13 protein-coding genes, 3 tRNA genes and 2 pseudogenes are annotated in these 18,812 nt (G+C 54.2%); 5 read left to right on the forward strand and 13 right to left on the reverse strand.

Going from position 1 to position 18,812, the window contains the following annotated elements; translation table 11 throughout:
* Positions 1–39 precede the first annotated feature (39 nt).
* The 9 genes from IEY43_RS06835 to IEY43_RS06875 form a co-directional block, all read right to left on the reverse strand.
* Positions 40–115 (reverse strand) — tRNA-Glu (locus tag IEY43_RS06835).
* A gap of 36 nt (positions 116–151) precedes the next feature.
* Positions 152–227, reverse strand: a tRNA-Glu gene (locus tag IEY43_RS06840).
* A gap of 48 nt (positions 228–275) precedes the next feature.
* Positions 276–347 (reverse strand) — tRNA-Gln (locus tag IEY43_RS06845).
* A gap of 109 nt (positions 348–456) precedes the next feature.
* Positions 457–1,221: an HAD family hydrolase gene (locus IEY43_RS06850; RefSeq protein ID WP_188947863.1), complete on the reverse strand. Its 765-nt coding sequence runs from the start codon at positions 1,219–1,221 to the stop codon at positions 457–459.
* 17 nt (positions 1,222–1,238) lie between these two features.
* The gene (gltX, locus tag IEY43_RS06855; RefSeq protein WP_188947864.1) at positions 1,239–2,744 is read right to left on the reverse strand and encodes a glutamate--tRNA ligase; all 1,506 of its coding nucleotides are present in this window, start codon (positions 2,742–2,744) and stop codon (positions 1,239–1,241) included.
* 158 nt (positions 2,745–2,902) lie between these two features.
* Positions 2,903–3,667 carry a fumarylacetoacetate hydrolase family protein gene (locus IEY43_RS06860; RefSeq protein WP_188947865.1) on the reverse strand — a complete coding sequence of 255 codons (765 nt, stop codon included), beginning with the start codon at positions 3,665–3,667 and terminating at the stop codon, positions 2,903–2,905.
* Positions 3,668–3,715: 48 nt separating this feature from the next.
* Positions 3,716–4,783, reverse strand: coding sequence for a UDP-glucose 4-epimerase GalE (gene galE, locus IEY43_RS06865; protein WP_188947866.1), 1,068 nt, complete (start codon positions 4,781–4,783; stop codon positions 3,716–3,718).
* 76 nt (positions 4,784–4,859) lie between these two features.
* Positions 4,860–5,954 carry a branched-chain amino acid aminotransferase gene (locus IEY43_RS06870; RefSeq protein WP_188947867.1) on the reverse strand — a complete coding sequence of 365 codons (1,095 nt, stop codon included), beginning with the start codon at positions 5,952–5,954 and terminating at the stop codon, positions 4,860–4,862.
* Between the two features lie 113 nt (positions 5,955–6,067).
* Complete coding sequence (locus IEY43_RS06875) at positions 6,068–7,126, reverse strand: 3-isopropylmalate dehydrogenase (protein ID WP_188947868.1); 1,059 nt, start codon at positions 7,124–7,126, stop codon at positions 6,068–6,070.
* A gap of 203 nt (positions 7,127–7,329) precedes the next feature.
* On the opposite strand from IEY43_RS06875, the gene IEY43_RS06880 reads away from it, so the two are divergent.
* Both IEY43_RS06880 and IEY43_RS06885 read left to right on the forward strand, forming a co-directional pair.
* Positions 7,330–8,550: a sensor histidine kinase gene (locus IEY43_RS06880; protein WP_188947869.1), complete on the forward strand. Its 1,221-nt coding sequence runs from the start codon at positions 7,330–7,332 to the stop codon at positions 8,548–8,550.
* Positions 8,551–8,556: 6 nt separating this feature from the next.
* Positions 8,557–9,249, forward strand: a complete 693-nt coding sequence (locus IEY43_RS06885) for a response regulator (protein WP_188947870.1) — start codon at positions 8,557–8,559, stop codon at positions 9,247–9,249.
* A gap of 88 nt (positions 9,250–9,337) precedes the next feature.
* On the opposite strand, the gene metG is transcribed toward IEY43_RS06885, so the two are convergent.
* The 3 genes from metG to IEY43_RS06900 form a co-directional block, all read right to left on the reverse strand.
* A complete protein-coding gene (gene metG / locus IEY43_RS06890) occupies positions 9,338–10,888 on the reverse strand; it encodes a methionine--tRNA ligase (RefSeq protein ID WP_188947871.1) in 1,551 nt (516 codons plus the stop codon).
* A gap of 57 nt (positions 10,889–10,945) precedes the next feature.
* Positions 10,946–11,956, reverse strand: coding sequence for an NYN domain-containing protein (locus IEY43_RS06895; protein WP_188947872.1), 1,011 nt, complete (start codon positions 11,954–11,956; stop codon positions 10,946–10,948).
* Between the two features lie 78 nt (positions 11,957–12,034).
* Positions 12,035–12,373 carry a hypothetical protein gene (locus IEY43_RS06900; RefSeq protein WP_188947873.1) on the reverse strand — a complete coding sequence of 113 codons (339 nt, stop codon included), beginning with the start codon at positions 12,371–12,373 and terminating at the stop codon, positions 12,035–12,037.
* A 271-nt stretch (positions 12,374–12,644) separates the two neighbouring features.
* Between IEY43_RS06900 and IEY43_RS06905 the strand changes: the two are divergent.
* The 3 genes and pseudogenes from IEY43_RS06905 to IEY43_RS06915 form a co-directional block, all read left to right on the forward strand.
* Positions 12,645–13,562 (forward strand): annotated as a pseudogene (locus IEY43_RS06905) (integrase core domain-containing protein); the annotation flags it as partial.
* A gap of 200 nt (positions 13,563–13,762) precedes the next feature.
* Positions 13,763–15,208, forward strand: coding sequence for an integrase core domain-containing protein (locus tag IEY43_RS06910; protein WP_188947874.1), 1,446 nt, complete (start codon positions 13,763–13,765; stop codon positions 15,206–15,208).
* A 187-nt stretch (positions 15,209–15,395) separates the two neighbouring features.
* Positions 15,396–15,950 (forward strand): annotated as a pseudogene (locus tag IEY43_RS06915) (IS481-like element ISAar27 family transposase); the annotation flags it as partial.
* A 419-nt stretch (positions 15,951–16,369) separates the two neighbouring features.
* Here the strand turns inward: IEY43_RS06915 and IEY43_RS06920 are convergent.
* Positions 16,370–18,799, reverse strand: a complete 2,430-nt coding sequence (locus IEY43_RS06920) for a glycosyltransferase (protein WP_188947875.1) — start codon at positions 18,797–18,799, stop codon at positions 16,370–16,372.
* Positions 18,800–18,812: the final 13 nt, after the last annotated feature.

Genomic DNA, 18,812 nt, shown 5'->3' on the forward strand with positions numbered 1-18,812 from the left:
TGGATATACAACAAGCCACAGATTTACCTGTGGCTTGATTGGTGACCCCAACGGGATTCGAACCCGTGTTGCCGCCGTGAGAGGGCGGAGTACTAGGCCGCTATACGATGGGGCCGTATATTCCCTTGCGGGAGGGCCTGCGAAGAATGCTTGGTGACCCCAACGGGATTCGAACCCGTGTTGCCGCCGTGAGAGGGCGGAGTACTAGGCCGCTATACGATGGGGCCGTATGCCAAGAATTTCTTCTCAGCTCATCAAATTACTTTGATGAAGCGCTGGGATACCAGGACTCGAACCTAGAATGACGGAACCAGAAACCGTTGTGTTGCCAATTACACCATATCCCATTGTGACTTGGGCTTTCAGAGAAAATTAATGAATCAATTCTCACTGATCGCTTCAGCACGAGATATAACTATACCGACGTTCTGGAATCAACACAAATCGACGGCCGTCCTAGGAATCAGCATGAATCCTGTCGAAACCTTCATCGATTAACTCTGCTAAAACCCATAGGTCACGGATTCGAATCCCCGAGAAATCCTGGTGGACAGACCCGCGGTCGAGTAGTACCGCGGGAAGTCCTGCATTGCGGGCTCCTGCATAGTCGTTGACAGGATTGTCCCCCACGTAGAGCGTCTGTTCTGGTCGGCTGCCGAGTCCTTTGCAGCCCGCGAGAAACGGTGCGGCTGCAGGCTTCGGTGCGCCGGCGGTATCGGATCCGACAACTACGTCAAATCCGGGCAGCCCAGCAATTTCCAATTTTGCCCGTTGGTAGGATTCAAGGTTGTTGCTGACCGCGCCGAAAGGAATTCCCATGGCCCTGAGCTGTTCCAGGTGCGGCGTGACGTCGTCAAAGGGGCGCCAATAGCTGCGCACTGTTTTCTCGTAAATTGCGGCCCACGATTGGTACTGTTCCCCCGCCGGCGGCTCCGCATTCACGAGTCCAAATGAATGCCGCAGGCGCATTTCACGCTGCTCCAGGAAAGTCAGCTCGCCTGCCATGTAGCGTTCGTAGGCTCCGGCTTTGTCATCGGCAAACGCGGCGGCAACAGCATTTGCCCCCGCTTCGTCCACGTGGCCAAGCTCTTCGGTTGTGAGCTCCAAGAATGCCGCGATTGCCGCTGCCCGAAGGTCCACCAGGGTGTCGTCAATGTCAAAAAGTACGCCTTGGATGGATCCTGTGCCGGATCCACCCAAGGCGTTGCGTACTTCGTTCACGAAATTGGAGTTTTCCGCTACCGTGAAGCGCCGAAGGTGCGCAGACGGTTAAGGCTCGAATCCCGGCCGAGGATTTCCATGGATTCAAACAACGGCGGCGAGACTCGCTTGCCGGAAACGGCAACGCGTGCCGGTCCGAAGGCCTGGCGCGGCTTCAATTCCATCTCTTCCACCAGCTTGGTCCGCAGGGCATTCTGGATCTCTTCCGCGTTCCAGTTCTGCACGCCTTCCAACGCCTCAAGAGAGGCATTTACCACTTCACCCAGGTTGGCTGGCATGCCCTTGAGCGCCTTGTCTTCAACAACAATCTCGTCATCATTCTTGAAGAGGAATTCGAGCATGTCTGCAGCTTCGCCCAGCAGGGTGATGCGCTCCTGGACCAGGGGCGCGGCCTGGTCGAGGATCTCTTTTTCACGGTCGGTGAGTTCTTCACCGACGAGGCCTGCGGCCTGGAGGTAGGGAACCAGACGATTGCGGAAGTCCGTCGGTTCCAGCATGCGAACGTGCGTGCCGTTAATGGCTTCGGCCTTCTTCACGTCGAATCGAGCCGGATTCGACAGCACGTCGGTCACGTCAAAAGCCTTGATCAGTTCTTCGCTGCTGAAGATGTCCTGATCCGCGCTCAGGGACCAGCCGAGCAGCGCCAGGTAGTTCAGCAGGCCTTCAGGAATGAAGCCGTTCTCGCGGTGCAGGAACAAGCTCGATTCGGGATCGCGCTTGGAGAGCTTCTTGTTGCCCTGGCCCATCACGTATGGGAGGTGCCCGAACCGCGGCATGTACTTGGCAACACCTACATCATGTAGCAGTGCGTAGAGGACAACCTGTCGCGGCGTGGAAGACAGCAGGTCCTCGCCGCGCAGCACGTGGGTGACTCCCATCAGCGCGTCATCCACCGGATTAACCAGCGTGTACAGCGGCTGGCCGTTGGCGCGGACTACGACGTAGTCCGGCACGCTGCCCGACTTAAAGGTGATTTCGCCACGGACCAGGTCGTTGAAGGTCACGTCCTCATCCGGCATGCGCACACGAAGCACTGGTTCGCGGCCTTCGGCCTTAAAAGCGGCAATCTGCTCCGCGGTCAGTTCACGGTCGAAGTTGTCGTAGCCCAGCTTTGGGTCGCGGCCGGCGGCCTTGTGCCGCGCTTCGACCTCCTCCGGCGTCGAGTAGGACTCGTACAGGTGTCCCGCCTCGCGAAGCTTGGCAATGACGTCCTGGTAAATGTCGCCGCGCTGCGATTGACGGTACGGCTCATGCGGGCCGCCCACGTTGACGCCTTCATCCCAATCGATGCCCAGCCAGTCCAGCGCGTCCAGAACCTGGTTGAAGCTTTCCTCGGAATCGCGCTTTGCGTCGGTATCCTCGATACGGAAAATCATCTTGCCACCGGTATGGCGGGCATAGGCCCAGTTGAACAGGGCCGTACGAATCATGCCTACGTGTGGAGTGCCGGTAGGCGATGGGCAGAAACGGACGCGAACAGGAGTGTCTTCGGTCACGGATGGAATCAGGGAAAGATCAGTCATGATGATTCCATTCTATGCCTTCGCGCCATCTTGCCGAATTCACAGCACTAAGGCCCCCGGTCTTTGATGACCGGGGGCCAGTGCGGTACCACCAAAATGATGATGGCAAGTTGGTGGTTTTTCAAGTTGCAATGAAAACCACGTTTGCCCAAATCGCGTTATCGGCGGAACACCGAGCGGAGAGTGCCGAGGCCTTCAAGCTCAATCTCAACGATGTCGCCCGCGTCGACGAGCCCTACGCCTGCAGGGGTGCCGGTCATGATGACATCACCGGGAAGCAGCGTGAAGGCTTCGGATGCCCGTGCAACGAGTTCGGAAACCGGCCAAATCATGTCCTTGGTGGAACCATCCTGGCGGACCTCGCCATTCAAGCGCGTAGTGATCGCGACGTCATCAGGATCTTCCAGTTCGGTTTCGATCCAGGGTCCGAGCGGGCACGAACCATCGAATCCCTTGGCACGAGCCCACTGCGGGTCTGTGCGCTGCGCGTCCCTGGCAGTGAGGTCATTGGCAATCGTGTATCCGAAGATGACGTCGCTGGCCTTTTCTGCCGGCACGTCCTTGCAGATACGTCCAATGACGACGGCCAGCTCTCCTTCGAAGGAAACCTCCTGCGAAAACGCCGGGAGGGTCACTGGTTCGCCGTGACCGACCACCGAGGTATTCGGCTTCAAGAACATCAGCGGCTCCGGCGGGACTTCGTTGCCGAGCTCCTTGGCGTGCTCACTGTAGGTTCGGCCGAATCCGACGACCTTGGAACGCGGAATAATCGGCGCTACCAGACGAACGTCGTCAAGGGGGTGCACGGCACCGGTGGTCTTGATGCCTTGGAAGAACGGATCCCCCGCTAGGACATGAACGTTTTCTCCATCGACAACTCCGTAAAGCGGGTCGCCGTCAACTACAAATCGTGCAATGCGCATAATTCAACCCTATCTCGCTCTGGCCACTGCCTGGCACGCTCCGGCGGCTTACTTGTTACAGATAAATGCGTTTAGTTCTTCATCACTCATCGTTTGGAGCTCAAGGTCCGGGAAACCTGTCGGGTTCTGGCTCTGCCAGCGCCACATGTCACCCACCATCTGCTCAAGTCCGCGCTCGGCCTTCCACCCAAGATCAAGGCGGGCTTTCTCCGGGTCGGCATAGTTCTCAGCAACGTCGCCGGCGCGGCGTTCCACGATCTCGTACGGCACAGGGCGCTTCGAGATGCGGGCGAATGCATCGATGACCTCCAGCACGCTGGATCCGGCTCCTGTGCCCAAATTCCAGACGTGGGCACCAGTTGACTGCTGCAGGTACCCGAGGGCCGACAGGTGTCCTGCCGCTAGGTCCATAACGTGGATGTAGTCCCGAACGCCGGTTCCGTCGGATGTCGGATAATCACCGCCGAAAACATTGACCTTGTCCCGCACTCCCACGGCAACCTGGGCCACAAATGGCATGAGGTTATTCGGGATGCCTTGCGGATCCTCGCCGATCTCGCCGGATTCGTGGGCTCCTACTGGGTTGAAATATCGCAAGTTGGCGATGGACCAGCGCGGGTCTGACGTCGCCAATTCTTCGAGCATTTCCTCGATATGAAGCTTCGTGCGTCCATAGGGATTGGTGGCGCTGCGAGGCGTTGACTCCAAAAGCGGCAAGGCCGTCGATTCGCCGTAGACAGTCGCGGATGAACTGAAAACGAGTGTCCGGCAATCGACTGCTTCCATCGCATCCAGAAGATTCAGCGTGCCGGTAACGTTGTTGCGGTAGTAGCGCAACGGTTGGGCTACGGACTCCCCCACGGCTTTCAACCCGGCAAAATGGATCACTGCATCCGGACGCAGGGACTCGAAGATCGAGTTCATTTCCGCAACATCGAGCAAATCGACATGGTGAAGCTCCGGTGCCCGTCCCGCTAGCTGCGTAACGCGGCGAATGGACTCCGGCGAGGAATTGCTGAAGTTGTCGATGATGGAAACCCGGAAGCCCTCCTGCAACAACAGAAGGACGGTGTGCGAGCCAATGTACCCTGCTCCACCGGTAACCAGAACGTGCATGCCAAAAATCCTCACTCAAGACGAATTGCCTGTGCAATTAATATTGCACAGGCAATTCTACTAATTTTTCTAGGCGTTAGGCCAAACGCTCCAGCCATCCGTGGCGGTCTTCGACCGTTCCGCGCTGGATCCCGAGCAATTCCTCGCGGATCGACATCGTGACATCGCCAGCCTTGGCGTTCTCCTCGCCAATGAGTTCCGTGCCGTTCTTCAGAACGCCAATCGGGGTGATCACTGCAGCGGTTCCGCAGGCGAAGACCTCGGTGATCTCGCCACTGGCAATGCCTTCACGCCATTCATCGAGGGTGATGCGACGTTCCTCGACGTCCATTCCCCGATCCTTGGCAAGCTGGATCACGGACGAGCGGGTAACACCTTCGAGGATGGTTCCGGTCAGTGCCGGAGTCACGAGCTTGTTGTCCTTGGTAACGAAGAACACGTTCATGCCGCCAAGTTCTTCAACCGCATTGTCGTTGAATGGATCAAGGAAGAGCACCTGCTTGCATCCGTTGTCCTCGGCTTCAAGCTGGGCAACGAGCGATGCCGCATAGTTTCCGCCGCACTTGGCCGAACCGGTACCGCCCCGGCCTGCACGCGCATAATTCCGGGACACCCAAATAGCCACCGGCTTCAGTTCTCCACCGAAGTAGTTGCCTGCCGGCGATGCGATGACCCGGAAGGAAACTTCGCGCGCTGCACGAACACCCAGGAACGCCTCGGTGGCGATCATGAATGGACGCAGGTAGAGGGCCTCGCCATCACCGGTTGGCACCCAGTCGATATCGGAAGCAACGAGCTTGCGCAGCGACTCCACGAATACGTCCTCGTCGAGCTGGGGCAAAGCCAAGCGTGCTGCCGATTTATTCAGTCGGGCGGCGTTCGCGTGGGGACGGAATGTCCAGACAGAGCCGTCCTCATGACGGTAGGCCTTCAGCCCTTCAAAGATTTCCTGGCCGTAGTGGAGCACAGAGGCAGCAGGATCCAGTGCGATAGGGCCGTATGGTTCGATGCGCGCATCATGCCAGGTACCGCCGTGGCCTTCACCGCTGGCCGACCAGTCAATGACTGCAGTGTGGTCGGTGAAGAAATCCCCGAAGCCCGGGTCGGCAAGAACTTTTGCGCGGTCCGCGGCGCTCTTGCGGTTCGTTGAGAGATTTTCGGTGAATTCCATCTAACCTTGGACTTCCTAATTCATGTACGAGCAACGGGTGTCCCACAAAGTTGCGGAACACCCGTTTGTGGATTAGCTACCGGTTACTCAAAACCGGAAACTTCCCTTTTAGCTTATGCCAGCAGGGCTACAATTGCATCGCCAATTTCGCTGGTGGTGCGGTGATCGGTCAGTTCCTGACGTGAAGTGATCTCTTTTTCGACTGCCCGTTCAACAGCCTTGGACTCTTCAGAGAGTCCCAAATGGTCAAGCATCAACGCGACGGAAAGGATCGCTGCGGTCGGATCGGCCTTCTGCTGGCCGGCAATGTCAGGAGCGGAGCCATGTACAGGTTCGAACATCGACGGGTAGGTCCGCGACATGTTGATGTTGCCGCTGGCCGACAGACCAATGCCGCCGGTGATTGCGCCAGCCTGGTCCGTCAGGATGTCACCGAAAAGATTGTCCGTGACGATGACATCAAACCGGGCAGGGTCGGTGGTCAAGAAAATCGTCGCAGCGTCCACGTGGAGGTAATCATGGGTTACCTCCGGGAAATCTGCTGCGACCGCTTCGACAGTCCGGCGCCACAAATGGCCAGCATGAACCAAAACGTTGTGCTTGTGAACCAGGGTCACGTGCTTGCGCTCGCGCTGAGAAGCGCGCGCAAAGGCATCACGAACAACGCGTTCCACGCCGTAAGCGGTATTCACCGACACTTCGGTGGCAATTTCGTGCGGGGTGCCCGTACGCACGGAGCCGCCGTTGCCTACGTAGGGGCCTTCGGTGCCTTCGCGCACAACAATGAAATCGATATTGCCCGGATTGGCCAGCGGGCTTTCAATGCCCGGATAAAGCTTCGAGGGACGCAAGTTGACGTAGTGATCCAGCGCAAAGCGAAGCTTCAGCAGCATTTCACGCTCAATCAGCCCCGAAGGAATGCGGGTGTCGCCGGGCGCGGCACCTACCGCACCAAACAAGATGGCATCGTGCTTCTTGAGACTCTCCAGGGTCTCCTCTGGCAGAGTTTCACCGGTTTCCAGCCAATGCTCGGCGCCCAACTTGTAGGTGGTCAGATTGACCTCCTTGTCACCACCATTGGTGACAAAGTTCAAGACTTTGACGGCTTCCGCGACGACTTCTGGTCCAATGCCATCCCCAGGGATGACTGCAATTTCAAAAACTTTTCCCATAGCACCAAGCCTATCGAATCAAGTCCAACATGTGAGAGCCCGTCTCAAATAGTGAAAAATGTAAGCTTTCCGCTCTTCCGACTTCAGACTCGGGTATGAGGTATCTCAGCATGGGGGGCAACTAAACTTGAATGCGATGCACCGTTCAGGGCATTCGTGGCAACCGTGTGCAACAGCACGTATTCCTATATCCAGAGGCGTAGTTGATCCTTTCAAACCCGCATCGCCGAATTGATCGGTGGATTCGCGAAAATTCGAGCAAAGTGGATTTTGCAACGGGCCTAACCTATACGCTCTTTTGCCTGCTCTTGACAGCAACCCTCGGGTTCAGCAGTTCGCTATTGACTACTCTTTCGCTAGTTGCCATTTCCCTGATGCAAACCGCCCCCTTAATGATGCGCCGTTCCAAGCCATGGCTTGCGACACTCATTGTCACGTCAGGGCATCTGCTGCAGCTGGCCTTTGCAGGGCTTGTACTGCCCTCACAGCTATCTGTCCCAATCATGGTTTATACGATGGCTGTCTATGGAAAACGGTGGCAGTCCTTCACCACTTTGGGTTTCGGATTGCTCGGAGCCTTGTTGGCTACATTCAGCATGTTCAACAGCGCCAACTCGTCCTACGGCTTCTTCACCTTCTTCAGCTTCGACATGATGGTGTCATTCGTCGGGCTGGCCCTGGTCGTTACCGTTTCCTGGACCTTCGGCGACCTTGCGCGTAATCGGCGTCTGACAATGAAAGCGTTGCAGGACCATGCCGCGCGCCTGGAGAATGAACGCATCATCGAACGCGATCTTGCTGCCGCCGATGAACGAAACCATATTGCACGTGAAATGCATGACATCGTGGCCCATTCCTTGTCAGTGATCATCACACAAGCTGATGGCGCCCGCTACGCCGCGGTGAAGGATCCATCAATTGCCATCGACACGCTGAAAACCGTCTCCGATACTGGGCGTGCGTCCCTCCGTGAAATGCGCAGATTACTTGGCGTCCTACGCAAGGACGAGGAAGTCGCAAACCGCCCGTTGCCAACTTTGGCGAACATACCGGATCTTGTCCAGAACGCTGAAACTGCCGGGCTGGACGTTCGTTTCGGCTTTGAGGGATCGCCGCGAAAAGAACTGCCAGCAGGCGCTGAACTCACCGCCTACCGGAGCGTCCAGGAAGCACTGACCAACGTAGTCAAGCATGCAGGACCGAACACCACTGCATCGGTACAGCTCAGTTGGATCTCGCGTGGACTGGAAATCCGCATTGAAGACAATGGTCGTGGTGCTGGTTCCCTGACTTTCGACGGGCAAGGCTACGGGCTGCAAGGCATGAGCGAACGTGTCGCCCTATACGATGGAACCTGCAGTGCCTCTCCGAGAACAGGTGGAGGATTCACAGTTTCCGTATTCATTCCCTACTCGGAGGACTAACACCCAATGGCATCAGGCAACATAATCAAGGTCGCACTTGTTGACGACCAGTTGCTGGTTCGCAGCGGTTTCCGAATGTTGATTAATTCGCAGCCCGATATGGAAGTCATCGCCGAAGCCGGCAACGGACGCGAAGCGCTGGCAACACCCTCACTACAGCAAGCAGATGTCATCCTGATGGATGTGCGCATGCCGGAAATGGATGGGATACAGACCACCGAGCGCCTGCTGGACCCAGCCAAGAAAGCCGCGGATGGGCCCAAGGTCATCGTTCTGACGACTTTCGACATGGACGAGTACGCGCTGAGCGCCATCCAAGCAGGGGCCAGCGGTTTTCTTCTCAAGGATGCGCCGCCGGAGGAGCTGCTTGAATCCGTCCGCACGGTCAACCGGGGAGATGCTGTCATTGCGCCATCGACGACGCGGCGATTGCTGAATCACATGGCCCCCATCCTGAAGAGGTCCGTAGCGCAGGCCGACAACTCGCTGATGTCGGCGGTGGAGTCCCTGACCCCACGCGAACGTGAGGTCTTCGGACTCATCGCTGAAGGACAGTCGAATCCAGAAATCGCCGAAGGTCTCTTCCTATCGGAAGCCACAGTCAAAACTCACGTCGGCCATATTCTGGCCAAACTGGGTGCACGAGATCGTGTACAGGCAGTCGTCATCGCCTATCAGACCGGAGTAGTCAGCCCGTAAATCGGCACGAAGCGGAAATCGGCCGTGGCGCTATTCCGATCTATCAATCGGAATAGCGCCACGGCCGTTTCAACTCAACGAGCGAAGACTATTTTTCTTCCTCATAGCGAGGAAACACCGGGGCCGGCGCTGGAAGCTCGGTTCCGGGAACCAGTGCTGTTCCATAGTTTTCGAAATTGCGTGCCGACCCTTCGCCCACCGCAAGGACGTTGAGCAGTGAGGTCATGGCTTGGGGAAGCACTGGCTGAAGCAGGATAGCGACCTGGCGGACAATCTCTATCGTCACGTAGAGGACGGTCTCCATGCGAGCAGGATCCATCTTCTTCAGCTTCCAAGGTTCTTGCTCCGCGAAGTACGCATTGGTATCTCCGAGAACATGCCACACGGCTTCCAAAGCTCTGCTGAATTCTTGGCGGTCGTATGCATCCCGGTTGATCTCCAACAGGTTCGCGGCGGCTCCCAGAATTTGGGTATCGGCTGCCAACAATTCACCGGGCGTCGGCACCAATCCCCCGCAGTTCTTGGCTACCATCGACAGCGAACGCTGTGCAAGATTGCCGAAGTTGTTTGCCAGGTCGCCATTGATACGCGCCACGATGGTCTCGTGGTTGTAGTTTCCGTCGGCGCCAAAAGGTACTTCACGCAAGAAGAAGTACCGAACCTGGTCCAAGCCATACCGGGTGACAAAATCGTCAGGGGAAACCGTGTTGCCCAACGACTTCGACATCTTCACACCGTTGTTATGCAGGAAGCCGTGAATCATGACTCGTTTGGGAACCGGCAGTTTCGCGGACATCAGGAACGCCGGCCAGTAGATCGCGTGGAATCGCGAAATGTCTTTGCCAATCACGTGGACGTCCGCTGGCCAGTATTTCTGGAAGGATGCCGACTCAACGTCCGGGAATCCAACACCGGTCAAGTAGTTCGTCAGGGCATCGACCCATACGTACATGACGTGCTTTTCGTTGCCCGGCACCGGAATTCCCCAGTCGAAAGTGGTGCGCGAAATCGAAAGATCGGTTAGTCCACCTTCAACGAAACGAACAACTTCATTGAACCGGGAGCGTGGTGCACCGAAGTCGGGATTCTCCTCATAGTAAGCCAAGAGCTTGTCCTGATACTTGGACAGTCGGAAGAAATATGATTCTTCTTCGGTCCAGGTAACCTCAGTGTCGGTTTCCGTAGCATATCGAATTCCGTCTTCTCGCACGTCGGTCTGCTCTTCGGTGTAGAACGCCTCATCCCGCACCGAGTACCAACCTGCATACTTGTCCAGGTAGATATCTCCGTTGGCCTCCATGCGGCGCCACAGCTCCTGCGCAGCTGCGTGATGATCTGCATCTGAGGTACGAATAAAACGGTCATAGCTCGTTCCGAGCTCGTCATTCATTGTCTGGAAGGCATCCGAATTTCGTTGCGCAAGCTGGGCAGGGGTGATCCCTTCCTTTTCCGCGGTCTGCATCATCTTCTGGCCATGCTCATCGGTACCAGTCATGAAAAAGACGTCGAAGCCATCCAAACGCTTGAAGCGTGCCAACGTGTCGGTTGCCACTACTTCATAGGCATGCCCAATATGGGGAGTGCCGTTCGGATAGGAGATTGCAGTTGTCGCGTAAAAGGGTTTCTGCTGAGAAGTCACGATCTAAATTTACCTTAGTCCCGCCGGGAAAGTGGTTTCCGTAAAGCTCCGCGAATGTCACATCAGCCGATCAAGGTAGTCCCAGAATGCTCCACGGAGTGCCCGCCGAATCTTCTGTTGGTCGGTCTTCCACTCCCCTAGCACTTGCGCACAATCTTTCAGCAATGTTCTATCAATTTCCAGAGGCAGCTGAGGCTTATCTGCAAGGAGTTCAAGTACTTCTGCTTGGGTGGTGAGTGCCAGCCATGATTCGGCAACCTTGCCTCCGATTTCCTCGGCAACGGCAAGCTCTTTCTGCTCGTACGCTGCACTGCCCTGAAACCCTTGGCGACTGGAGCCGCTGGAATAAACAATTTCCGCATCGGGCAATGGTTCCACGGAATTAAACGGGCCAACTTTTTGCGCCATCACGGCCGGTGTGGGAACTGACGGCCTGTCGATTGTGTTGCTATCGTCTGGATTTGCGCCTGCTTTGGCAATGAGCGCCGATTTTTCAGAATGGTTCTGGTCCCACTCAATCACTCGGGTGAACGCAGAATCCAAGAGCTGGTCTGGGATCGTCTCAATGGCATCAGCTGTGAGCGCCAAGTGTTCAGCGACAGAGGCCACGCCCAATCGGCTTTCTGGCTTAGCAACCCCTAGGAGCACTACCCTCATTCCAAGATCCTGAGCTTCTTCGACGGCCTCTGCCAAGTCGTCATCTCCTGAGACCAGGTACGCAACTGATGCTGCACGAGTACGTGCGACACCGACTAGGTCCAAGGCGAGTCTCAGATCCACACCTTTCTGTTCGCCATTATAGGAAATACGGCCTAAGCGAACTTTTACCCCTGAAATCAGCCCAATACGTTTGTGCTGCTCAGTAAACAGTCCATCTTTCGAAGCGTCATACCAGTAAACCCGTAGGTTACTCAGGCCAGAGTCCTTCTTAACGGTTTGGACGATCCCCCGCACCAACGATTCGTAATGGGTCGTAAACGCGGATCGCAATGTCGTTCCAGCGGCGCGATGCCCACCAAGTGACAGTAAAAATCCGGCATCTATAAAAATTGCAGTTTGGCTTGGCATAGTTTGATCGTACGGTACAGCCCCTCAAAGTTGACTTATCCGCTAGTGGTTAGTGTCTAATCAGCTCTACGCCGGCTCTCAAACAATTAAGCGTAGTGCGGAGGCGCAGAATTCTTGGCAGGTCCGTTCCATTAAGATGCGGTTCATGCCTTTGCCCAAGGTGAAGATATTCACGCAGGAACGAAAGCCCTGCGCTTCGATCTCCTTCTGGTCCAGAAACCGGGTGATCGCTTCAACGGTCCCGGGGACGATCTTGCTGGCTTGCCGCAGAAAATACGCCCTGGTCCAAAGCATCGCGGTGTCTTGGTAGCCAGCCTGCAGAATAGCGCTTGAAGGTACTCCTGCTCTTGCAACTGGGTACCGCTGTTCCGCGAATATGGTGTGTAATCTCGCAACATCATAGACACTGAAACTCATCACTTCATGGACATTGGATCTCAATACTTTGTGTGACTGGCCGGACTCGCGGTGTTTAGCAGAGGTATTTGGTAGCACCTGTGCGCGTATCGGATGTGAAATCTCGGGACTTCGTAGACACTGAATCTCATGGCTTCGTAGACAGTGGATCTCAATACTTTGTGTGTCCTGTCTCATCACTTTGTGGACACACGATCTCATCACATCGTGGACACGATGTCTTACCTCTTCGTGGACATTTACAACTGGACTTTCTGGCACGCTCAATTGCATGCCTAACGCACTTCCTCCACGCCTGCGCGCGATGATCATCAGCTTCGACCCGACACAGCCCGAGGCCCTGACCATCAGCGAATTCTGCAAGACCCAGAAAATCTCGCGAAGCATCTTCTACCGCATCAGCGAACGTGCCACCCAAGAATCAGCCGGCGCGCTCCACCCGCGCTCCAGAGCCCCAAGGCAACCTTCCAGACGCTACGGTCCCGAAGTGATCAACGAACTGGTCAGGATCCGCAAAGAACTCAAAAAAGACGGTTGGGACTACGGACCGAAAACCATCCACTACGAAGCAACTATCCAGGATGATTTTCCTGGCGGACAGATCCCGTCCGTGGCGACCATTGCCAGGTTGCTGTCCAGTGTCGGTCATGTTGAACGCAGCCCGCGCAAGCGCCCTAAATCCTCCTACGTCCCCTTCGTACGCTCCACCGCCATGGCACTGTGGCAACTCGACGCATTCGAGTTCAGAACACTCTCCGATCAGGTGGTGACCGTCTACCAGCTCATCGATGATGCGACGCGATTCGATGTGGGTTCCAGCGCGTACGCACGGCACGAGAACAGCGGCGATGCGCAACAGGTGCTCACCCACGCCATCAATGAATACGGCCCTCCCAAGGAAGTCCTCAGCGATAATTCCAAGGCGTTCAACCAGCTTCGCGGTGGAACCATCGGCATCGTTGAGGCCTATCTAGCTTCTCAAGGAAGCATGCCGATCACAGGACTACCGGGCAGGCCGACGACTCAGGGCAAGAATGAACGCTCGCACCAGACCCTTCAACGGTTCCTCAAAGCCAACAAACCCCAAAATCTTGCTGACGTGCAGAGGTTGCTCCGTCGTTACCGTGAGCATTACAACCAGCGCCGCCCACATCAGTCCTTGAATCAGGTGCGAAATAGGGTCTCTTGGTAGTGATGTTCCGGCGACCTGGTGTGTAATCTCGCAACATCGTGGACACTGAATCTCATGGCTTCGTGGACAACCGATCTCACGACTTCGTATGTCCTGTCTCATCACTTTGTGGACACACGATCTCATAAGATCGTGGACACGATGTCTCAACTCTTCGTAGACACTTCAGACACCCTTTTTCTGGCAACGTCGAGGACATGGCCAAAATCCTTTCTCCACGCGTCCGAGCGATCATCATCAAATTCGACCCAACTCAGCCAGAGGCTTTGACCGTCAGTGAATTTTGCAAAACCCAGAAAATCTCCCGCAGCATCTACTACCGCATCCGCGAACGTGCCGCCCATGAAGCAGCCGGAACCCTGCACCCACGCTCCCGAGCACCGAAGCAACCAGCCCGCCGCTATGGCCCGGAGATCGTCAACGAACTGGTGAAGATTCGCAAACAGTTGAAGACGGATGGATGGGACTTCGGACCGAAAACCATCCACTACGAAGCCACCATCCGCCCGGACTTCCCGGAAGGTCCCGTCCCGTCCGTGGCCACGATCGCCAGGCTGCTGGCCAGCGTGGGCCATGTTGATCGCAACCCTCGCAAACGTCCCAAAGCGTCCTATGTTCCGTTTGTCCGGTCCACCGCCATGGCACTGTGGCAGTTGGATGCTTTCGAATTCAGAACAACAGCCAACCGACTGGTCACCGTCTATCAGCTCATTGACGACGCGACCCGGTACGACGTGGGCTCCAGCGCATACCAACGCCACGAGAACAGTGGCGATGCCCATCACGTGCTCGCCCAGGCAATCGGCGCATACGGGGCACCACGCGAAGTGCTCAGCGACAATTTCAAAGCGTTCAACCAGCTGCGTAGCGGAGCCATTGGTGCCGTGGAGATCTATCTTGCCTCCCAAGGGACCATGCCCATCACGGGCCTTCCAGGACGGCCGACCACGCAAGGCAAGAACGAACGATCCCATCAAACATTGCAGCGGTTCCTGACAGCGAACAAACCACAAGAGCTATCCGACGTACGCAAACTCATTCATCGCTATCGCGAACACTACAATCAGCGCCGCCCTCATCAAGCTCTCAACCAGTCGACGCCGCAAACAGCATGGGACCTGCTGGAACATACCCCGGCAACAGCACCGATTCCACTGGTGGTGCTGGAAGCAAAAGCCGCAGAATACCTGCAGAAACGACGGCTCGGGCGCTCGGCGGTGAACCGTGCCGACGTCGTGGTGTCCAAGTCAGGAAGAGAGGTGGAACTGGCCTCACCCTTGGAACCGCAACGTCAGGAACTGCAAGGCAACCAGATGCTGGTGGATGTCACGCGCGATAACCGACAGACGTACTACAAGGGCTATCACCTCTCCTTGCCAAGCACCTTTGCCGACCGCCGATTCGTTCGGACCATCTCTGAGACGGAATTTATTCTTTCTGACCCGGAAACAGCGGAAGTTGCCTTCAGTTTCCCGTTGCCCATGATTGCGCTCAAGGTTCACGGAAAGTACGTGGCGTCCTATTCGATCAAAGGCGTGCAGCTAGCGAACCCGACGGCCCAATGGCAGAAGAAGGCCGACGAATATCTGGAGCAGTATGAAACACGCCAGCAGCAGATGCCTGAGGTCTTCGACTATCAATAAACAACGCGATAACTACCGGCAGCTTCTCCAAAGAAGGGGCTGCCGGTAGTTGTGTACGAAGTCGTGAGATCGGTTGTCCACGAAGCCATGAGATTCAGTGTCCACGATGTTGCGAGATTACACACCATGTATCCAGAACGGCACTACCAGGTCGTCGGAACGGCACTACCCGCTGATGCTATTTGGCAATCAGGCAAGCCCGCAGAAGGCTTGGGAGCTGCTGGAGCACACACCGGCCACCGAGCCGATACCGATGGTGGTGCTGGAAGCCAAGGCGGCTGAGTACCTGATGAAGCGCCGCGTGGGCAGCTCGGCGGTGAATCGCGCTGACCTTGTCGTTTCGAAAACCGGGGACATCTTGGACAAGCTCACGGAGCAGCACGAGCCTGCCATGGATCGGGAAAGCCATCAGTTACTGGTTCGGGTCAATAAAGACAACTGCCAAGCGTATTATCGGGGCAAGCAGATCTCGCTGCCGCAGACCTATGCCGACCGACAGTTCCTGAGAACCATCACCGATAATGAATTCATCTTGTCGGATCCCGATACCGCAGAAGTCGTGTTGAGCTTCCCGTTGCCCCTGGTGGCATTGCGTGTTCATCAGCGGTTTGTGGCCTCGTACTCGATCAGAGGAATTCACCTGGCGCACCCAACCAAGCAGTGGAGCCGGAAGGCCGCCGAATACCAGGCCCAGTACGAAGCGCGGGAAGAAGACATGCCAGAGGTCTTTGATTACCGGTAGTCAGCCATTGCCGGCGGCTCCCGAATGGGAACCGCCGGCAGCTGTGTACAAAGTCATGAGATCGGTTGTCCACGAAGCCATGAGATTCAGTGTCTACGAAGTCCCGAGATTTCACACCACTTCGATACACAGGTGCTACCAAATGCTTCTGCTAAACAATACGCGCACAGGTGCTACCAAATACCTCTGCCAAACACGCTAGCCTGGAATCGAAATCAGCATTCCAAGCCTTGCCAAGCTTCGACTCTCGACCGGGGCTTGGGCGACGGTCTGCGCTCTGGCGGTGGAAGCGTTGGGTTCGGACTGTTCAGTATTCAAGCACTAGAGTCAGACAATGGCTGCACAAGACCGAGAGTTCACGTTGCAATAACACCACTATAAAAAGACGCAAGATACTACGGTGAGAACGTATTACTCAATTATTGAATATGAAGCAGCTGATCCAATTCAGATGAGACTTCGACGTTATATTTAACAAAATCAAATGAAGGAACAGGTAAACCCTTCTCACAAAAATCAAATAATGCGGCCGTGAGATCAGAATCTGTGGAATCAACGACAATACCATCACGCGGACCCAAAACATCTTCAACAACATTGAATCTAGTAGTGATTACAGGAACTTTAAGAACCAGAGCCTCCAAAATTGCGAGACCTTGACCCTCATACTCGCTAGCGAAAAGAAAGCAATCAGAATTTCGGACAAATGGGAAGGGATTCTCCTGAAGACCAACAAATTCTACGCTTTCAGAAATATCCAATTCGGCAACGAGTCGAACCAATTCACTCATCAAAGGTCCATCGCCAACGATTGTCAAAGTTGATTCGCGATATCTTTCGTTGACTCGCGCAAAACTACGAATAATTCGTGCTTGGTTCTTCTCCGGCGAAAGTCGTCCAACAGTAACAAAATTCGGTCCGCGTTGTCGTGTTGCAGACCTTATATGTTCCCCTGCGAGTGACAGTATTCTCTCACCATCCACAAAATTACGTACGTGGGTAAACCTACTTGGGTCGGCATACCTACCCAATTTATTGCTATTAATTCGGGCTAACTCCTCAGTTACAGATACGATCTTTGTAAAGCGGCCATACATCGGAAAAACAGACATCAGATTCTTAAAGTGCGGCTTCTTTGATCCGATCGTCCGATGCGCATCGAGCAGTAGATCATTATGCGCCCAAAGGTACTTTCGCTTCGCGTTGGATCGAAGCAGCAACTCTCCCCAAAACACTTGGTACCCGTCAAATCCGATCACAATATCAAAATCGGAATCACCAAAACACCTACGCCACTCACGAGAAAATATGGGTTTAATAGAATCCCGATACTTAGAATTTGTTCGCAGCCCACCGCCCTTGGTGTATGCCCAATATGCGCGACGTTGGAACCATCGCATGGATACGTTTCCGACACGAGGCATAAGCCGTGCCCTTTCATCCAGTTCCATGCTTTTTTTAGTCTGAAAAGACTTCGAAGAATAGGGAAAGATTACTGTTACATCATATTCATCGTAATTGATTCGTGAAATGAGATTAATGACAGCAGTAGTAATCCCATTAGGAATCAATGAGCCAGCATGAATTAGAAGGCGCTTTTTATCATGGCCAAGTTCCAGGATTTTTTCAGATTTCTGTTTACCAAAAATAATACTAATGGCGTTTTTAGTAGAATCAGAAGTATCTTCTAAAGCATAACGACGCTTCCAAGAAATACGCGCCGCCGAATAAGAATCATGCATGGACGACTTTAATATAGAATCAGTCACGCTAAGCACGTCATAATTGACGCTCCCAGGAAGATCATCAACACTAAAATACAAGCCACGGTCTTCGGCGTAAGATTCATAGTCAGAAAAAATAAAATGAACCGGACGATCCAAAGCCAAATAATCAACAAATATGCTAGAGTAATCTGTAATCAACTGATCAGTAATAGAGAGAATTTCACTTGTATCAATATCACGCGGCAAGATAAAATCAGGTAGTTCTCGAGGATTCACTGTACGTAGTGCTAATTGATGTACCTTAGCAAGTACGGTGTAAGAAGAACCCAGATTAGATTGTATTTTCGTTACCGTATCAATTATTTCGGAAATATCTGAGTGAACATTATAAGCGTTTGCGCCTTTCCACGTAGGTGCAAAAAGAATTACTTTCTTGCCAGCGGTAAAAATTCCTTGTTTTTCCAAACGATGAATAGTCAATTGCTTACTGGCTGACAATTCCAGCATACGAGCGACGCGAGGTTGCCCCACCTCTAGGATTTTTCCCTGGTAGATATTGGAAAGCTTAAAAGACGTACTCAAAATATCTTCGGAGAAAAACGCTCCACTTGACAATATGTAGTCGGCCGACAGAAAGTTTCTGACTACATTTCTCGCGTCGCTTCTCCCGTTTGGAACTTCATATCCCATCTTCTTTACTGGAATACCATGCCAGGTATTAATATAAACCTGATCATTTCGCTTAGCAAATTCGTGAGGAAAGGTGGAATTATTGATTAAATACTTACAAGTTGAAAGCATCTCAAAATATGTAATCGAACGGTACTTTACAAAAGAAATATTATCAAAATCTGCAAACTTATCTATAAGCGAAGCCAAAACATCCGCATCTCGTATAGACCAAACATGGTGCAGATGCGAATAAGCCCGGTTCGCAATGAGCGATTCGAAGATTGCAGCCGGATTGCAGTTGATGCCTAGTCCATCAAACGCCTCGTAAAATACAAAGTTATTACGTAATGGTGCATAAAAGTACTTTGAAAGTCGGTTCTCATGAGCAACTCGTCGAATCCGTCGTTCAAAACTGCGTAGGTATTTAACTGGATTGCGCTGAAAACTCACAGTGAACCTCTAA

The organism is Glutamicibacter protophormiae, from assembly GCF_014647495.1.
GTDB lineage: Bacteria > Actinomycetota > Actinomycetes > Actinomycetales > Micrococcaceae > Glutamicibacter > Glutamicibacter protophormiae.

Bases quoted from the DNA above. Each gene is read 5' to 3' on its own strand.
- IEY43_RS06885 (WP_188947870.1), top strand. From the start codon at position 8,557: ATGGCATCAGGCAACATAATCAAGGTCGCACTTGTTGACGACCAGTTG.
- IEY43_RS06895 (WP_188947872.1), bottom strand. From the start codon at position 11,956: ATGCCAAGCCAAACTGCAATTTTTATAGATGCCGGATTTTTACTGTCA.
- IEY43_RS06860 (WP_188947865.1), bottom strand. From the start codon at position 3,667: ATGCGCATTGCACGATTTGTAGTTGACGGCGACCCGCTTTACGGAGTT.
- gltX (WP_188947864.1), bottom strand. From the start codon at position 2,744: ATGACTGATCTTTCCCTGATTCCATCCGTGACCGAAGACACTCCTGTT.
- IEY43_RS06910 (WP_188947874.1), top strand. From the start codon at position 13,763: ATGGCCAAAATCCTTTCTCCACGCGTCCGAGCGATCATCATCAAATTC.
- IEY43_RS06900 (WP_188947873.1), bottom strand. From the start codon at position 12,373: ATGAGTTTCAGTGTCTATGATGTTGCGAGATTACACACCATATTCGCG.
- galE (WP_188947866.1), bottom strand. From the start codon at position 4,783: ATGCACGTTCTGGTTACCGGTGGAGCAGGGTACATTGGCTCGCACACC.
- IEY43_RS06875 (WP_188947868.1), bottom strand. From the start codon at position 7,126: ATGGGAAAAGTTTTTGAAATTGCAGTCATCCCTGGGGATGGCATTGGA.
- IEY43_RS06870 (WP_188947867.1), bottom strand. From the start codon at position 5,954: ATGGAATTCACCGAAAATCTCTCAACGAACCGCAAGAGCGCCGCGGAC.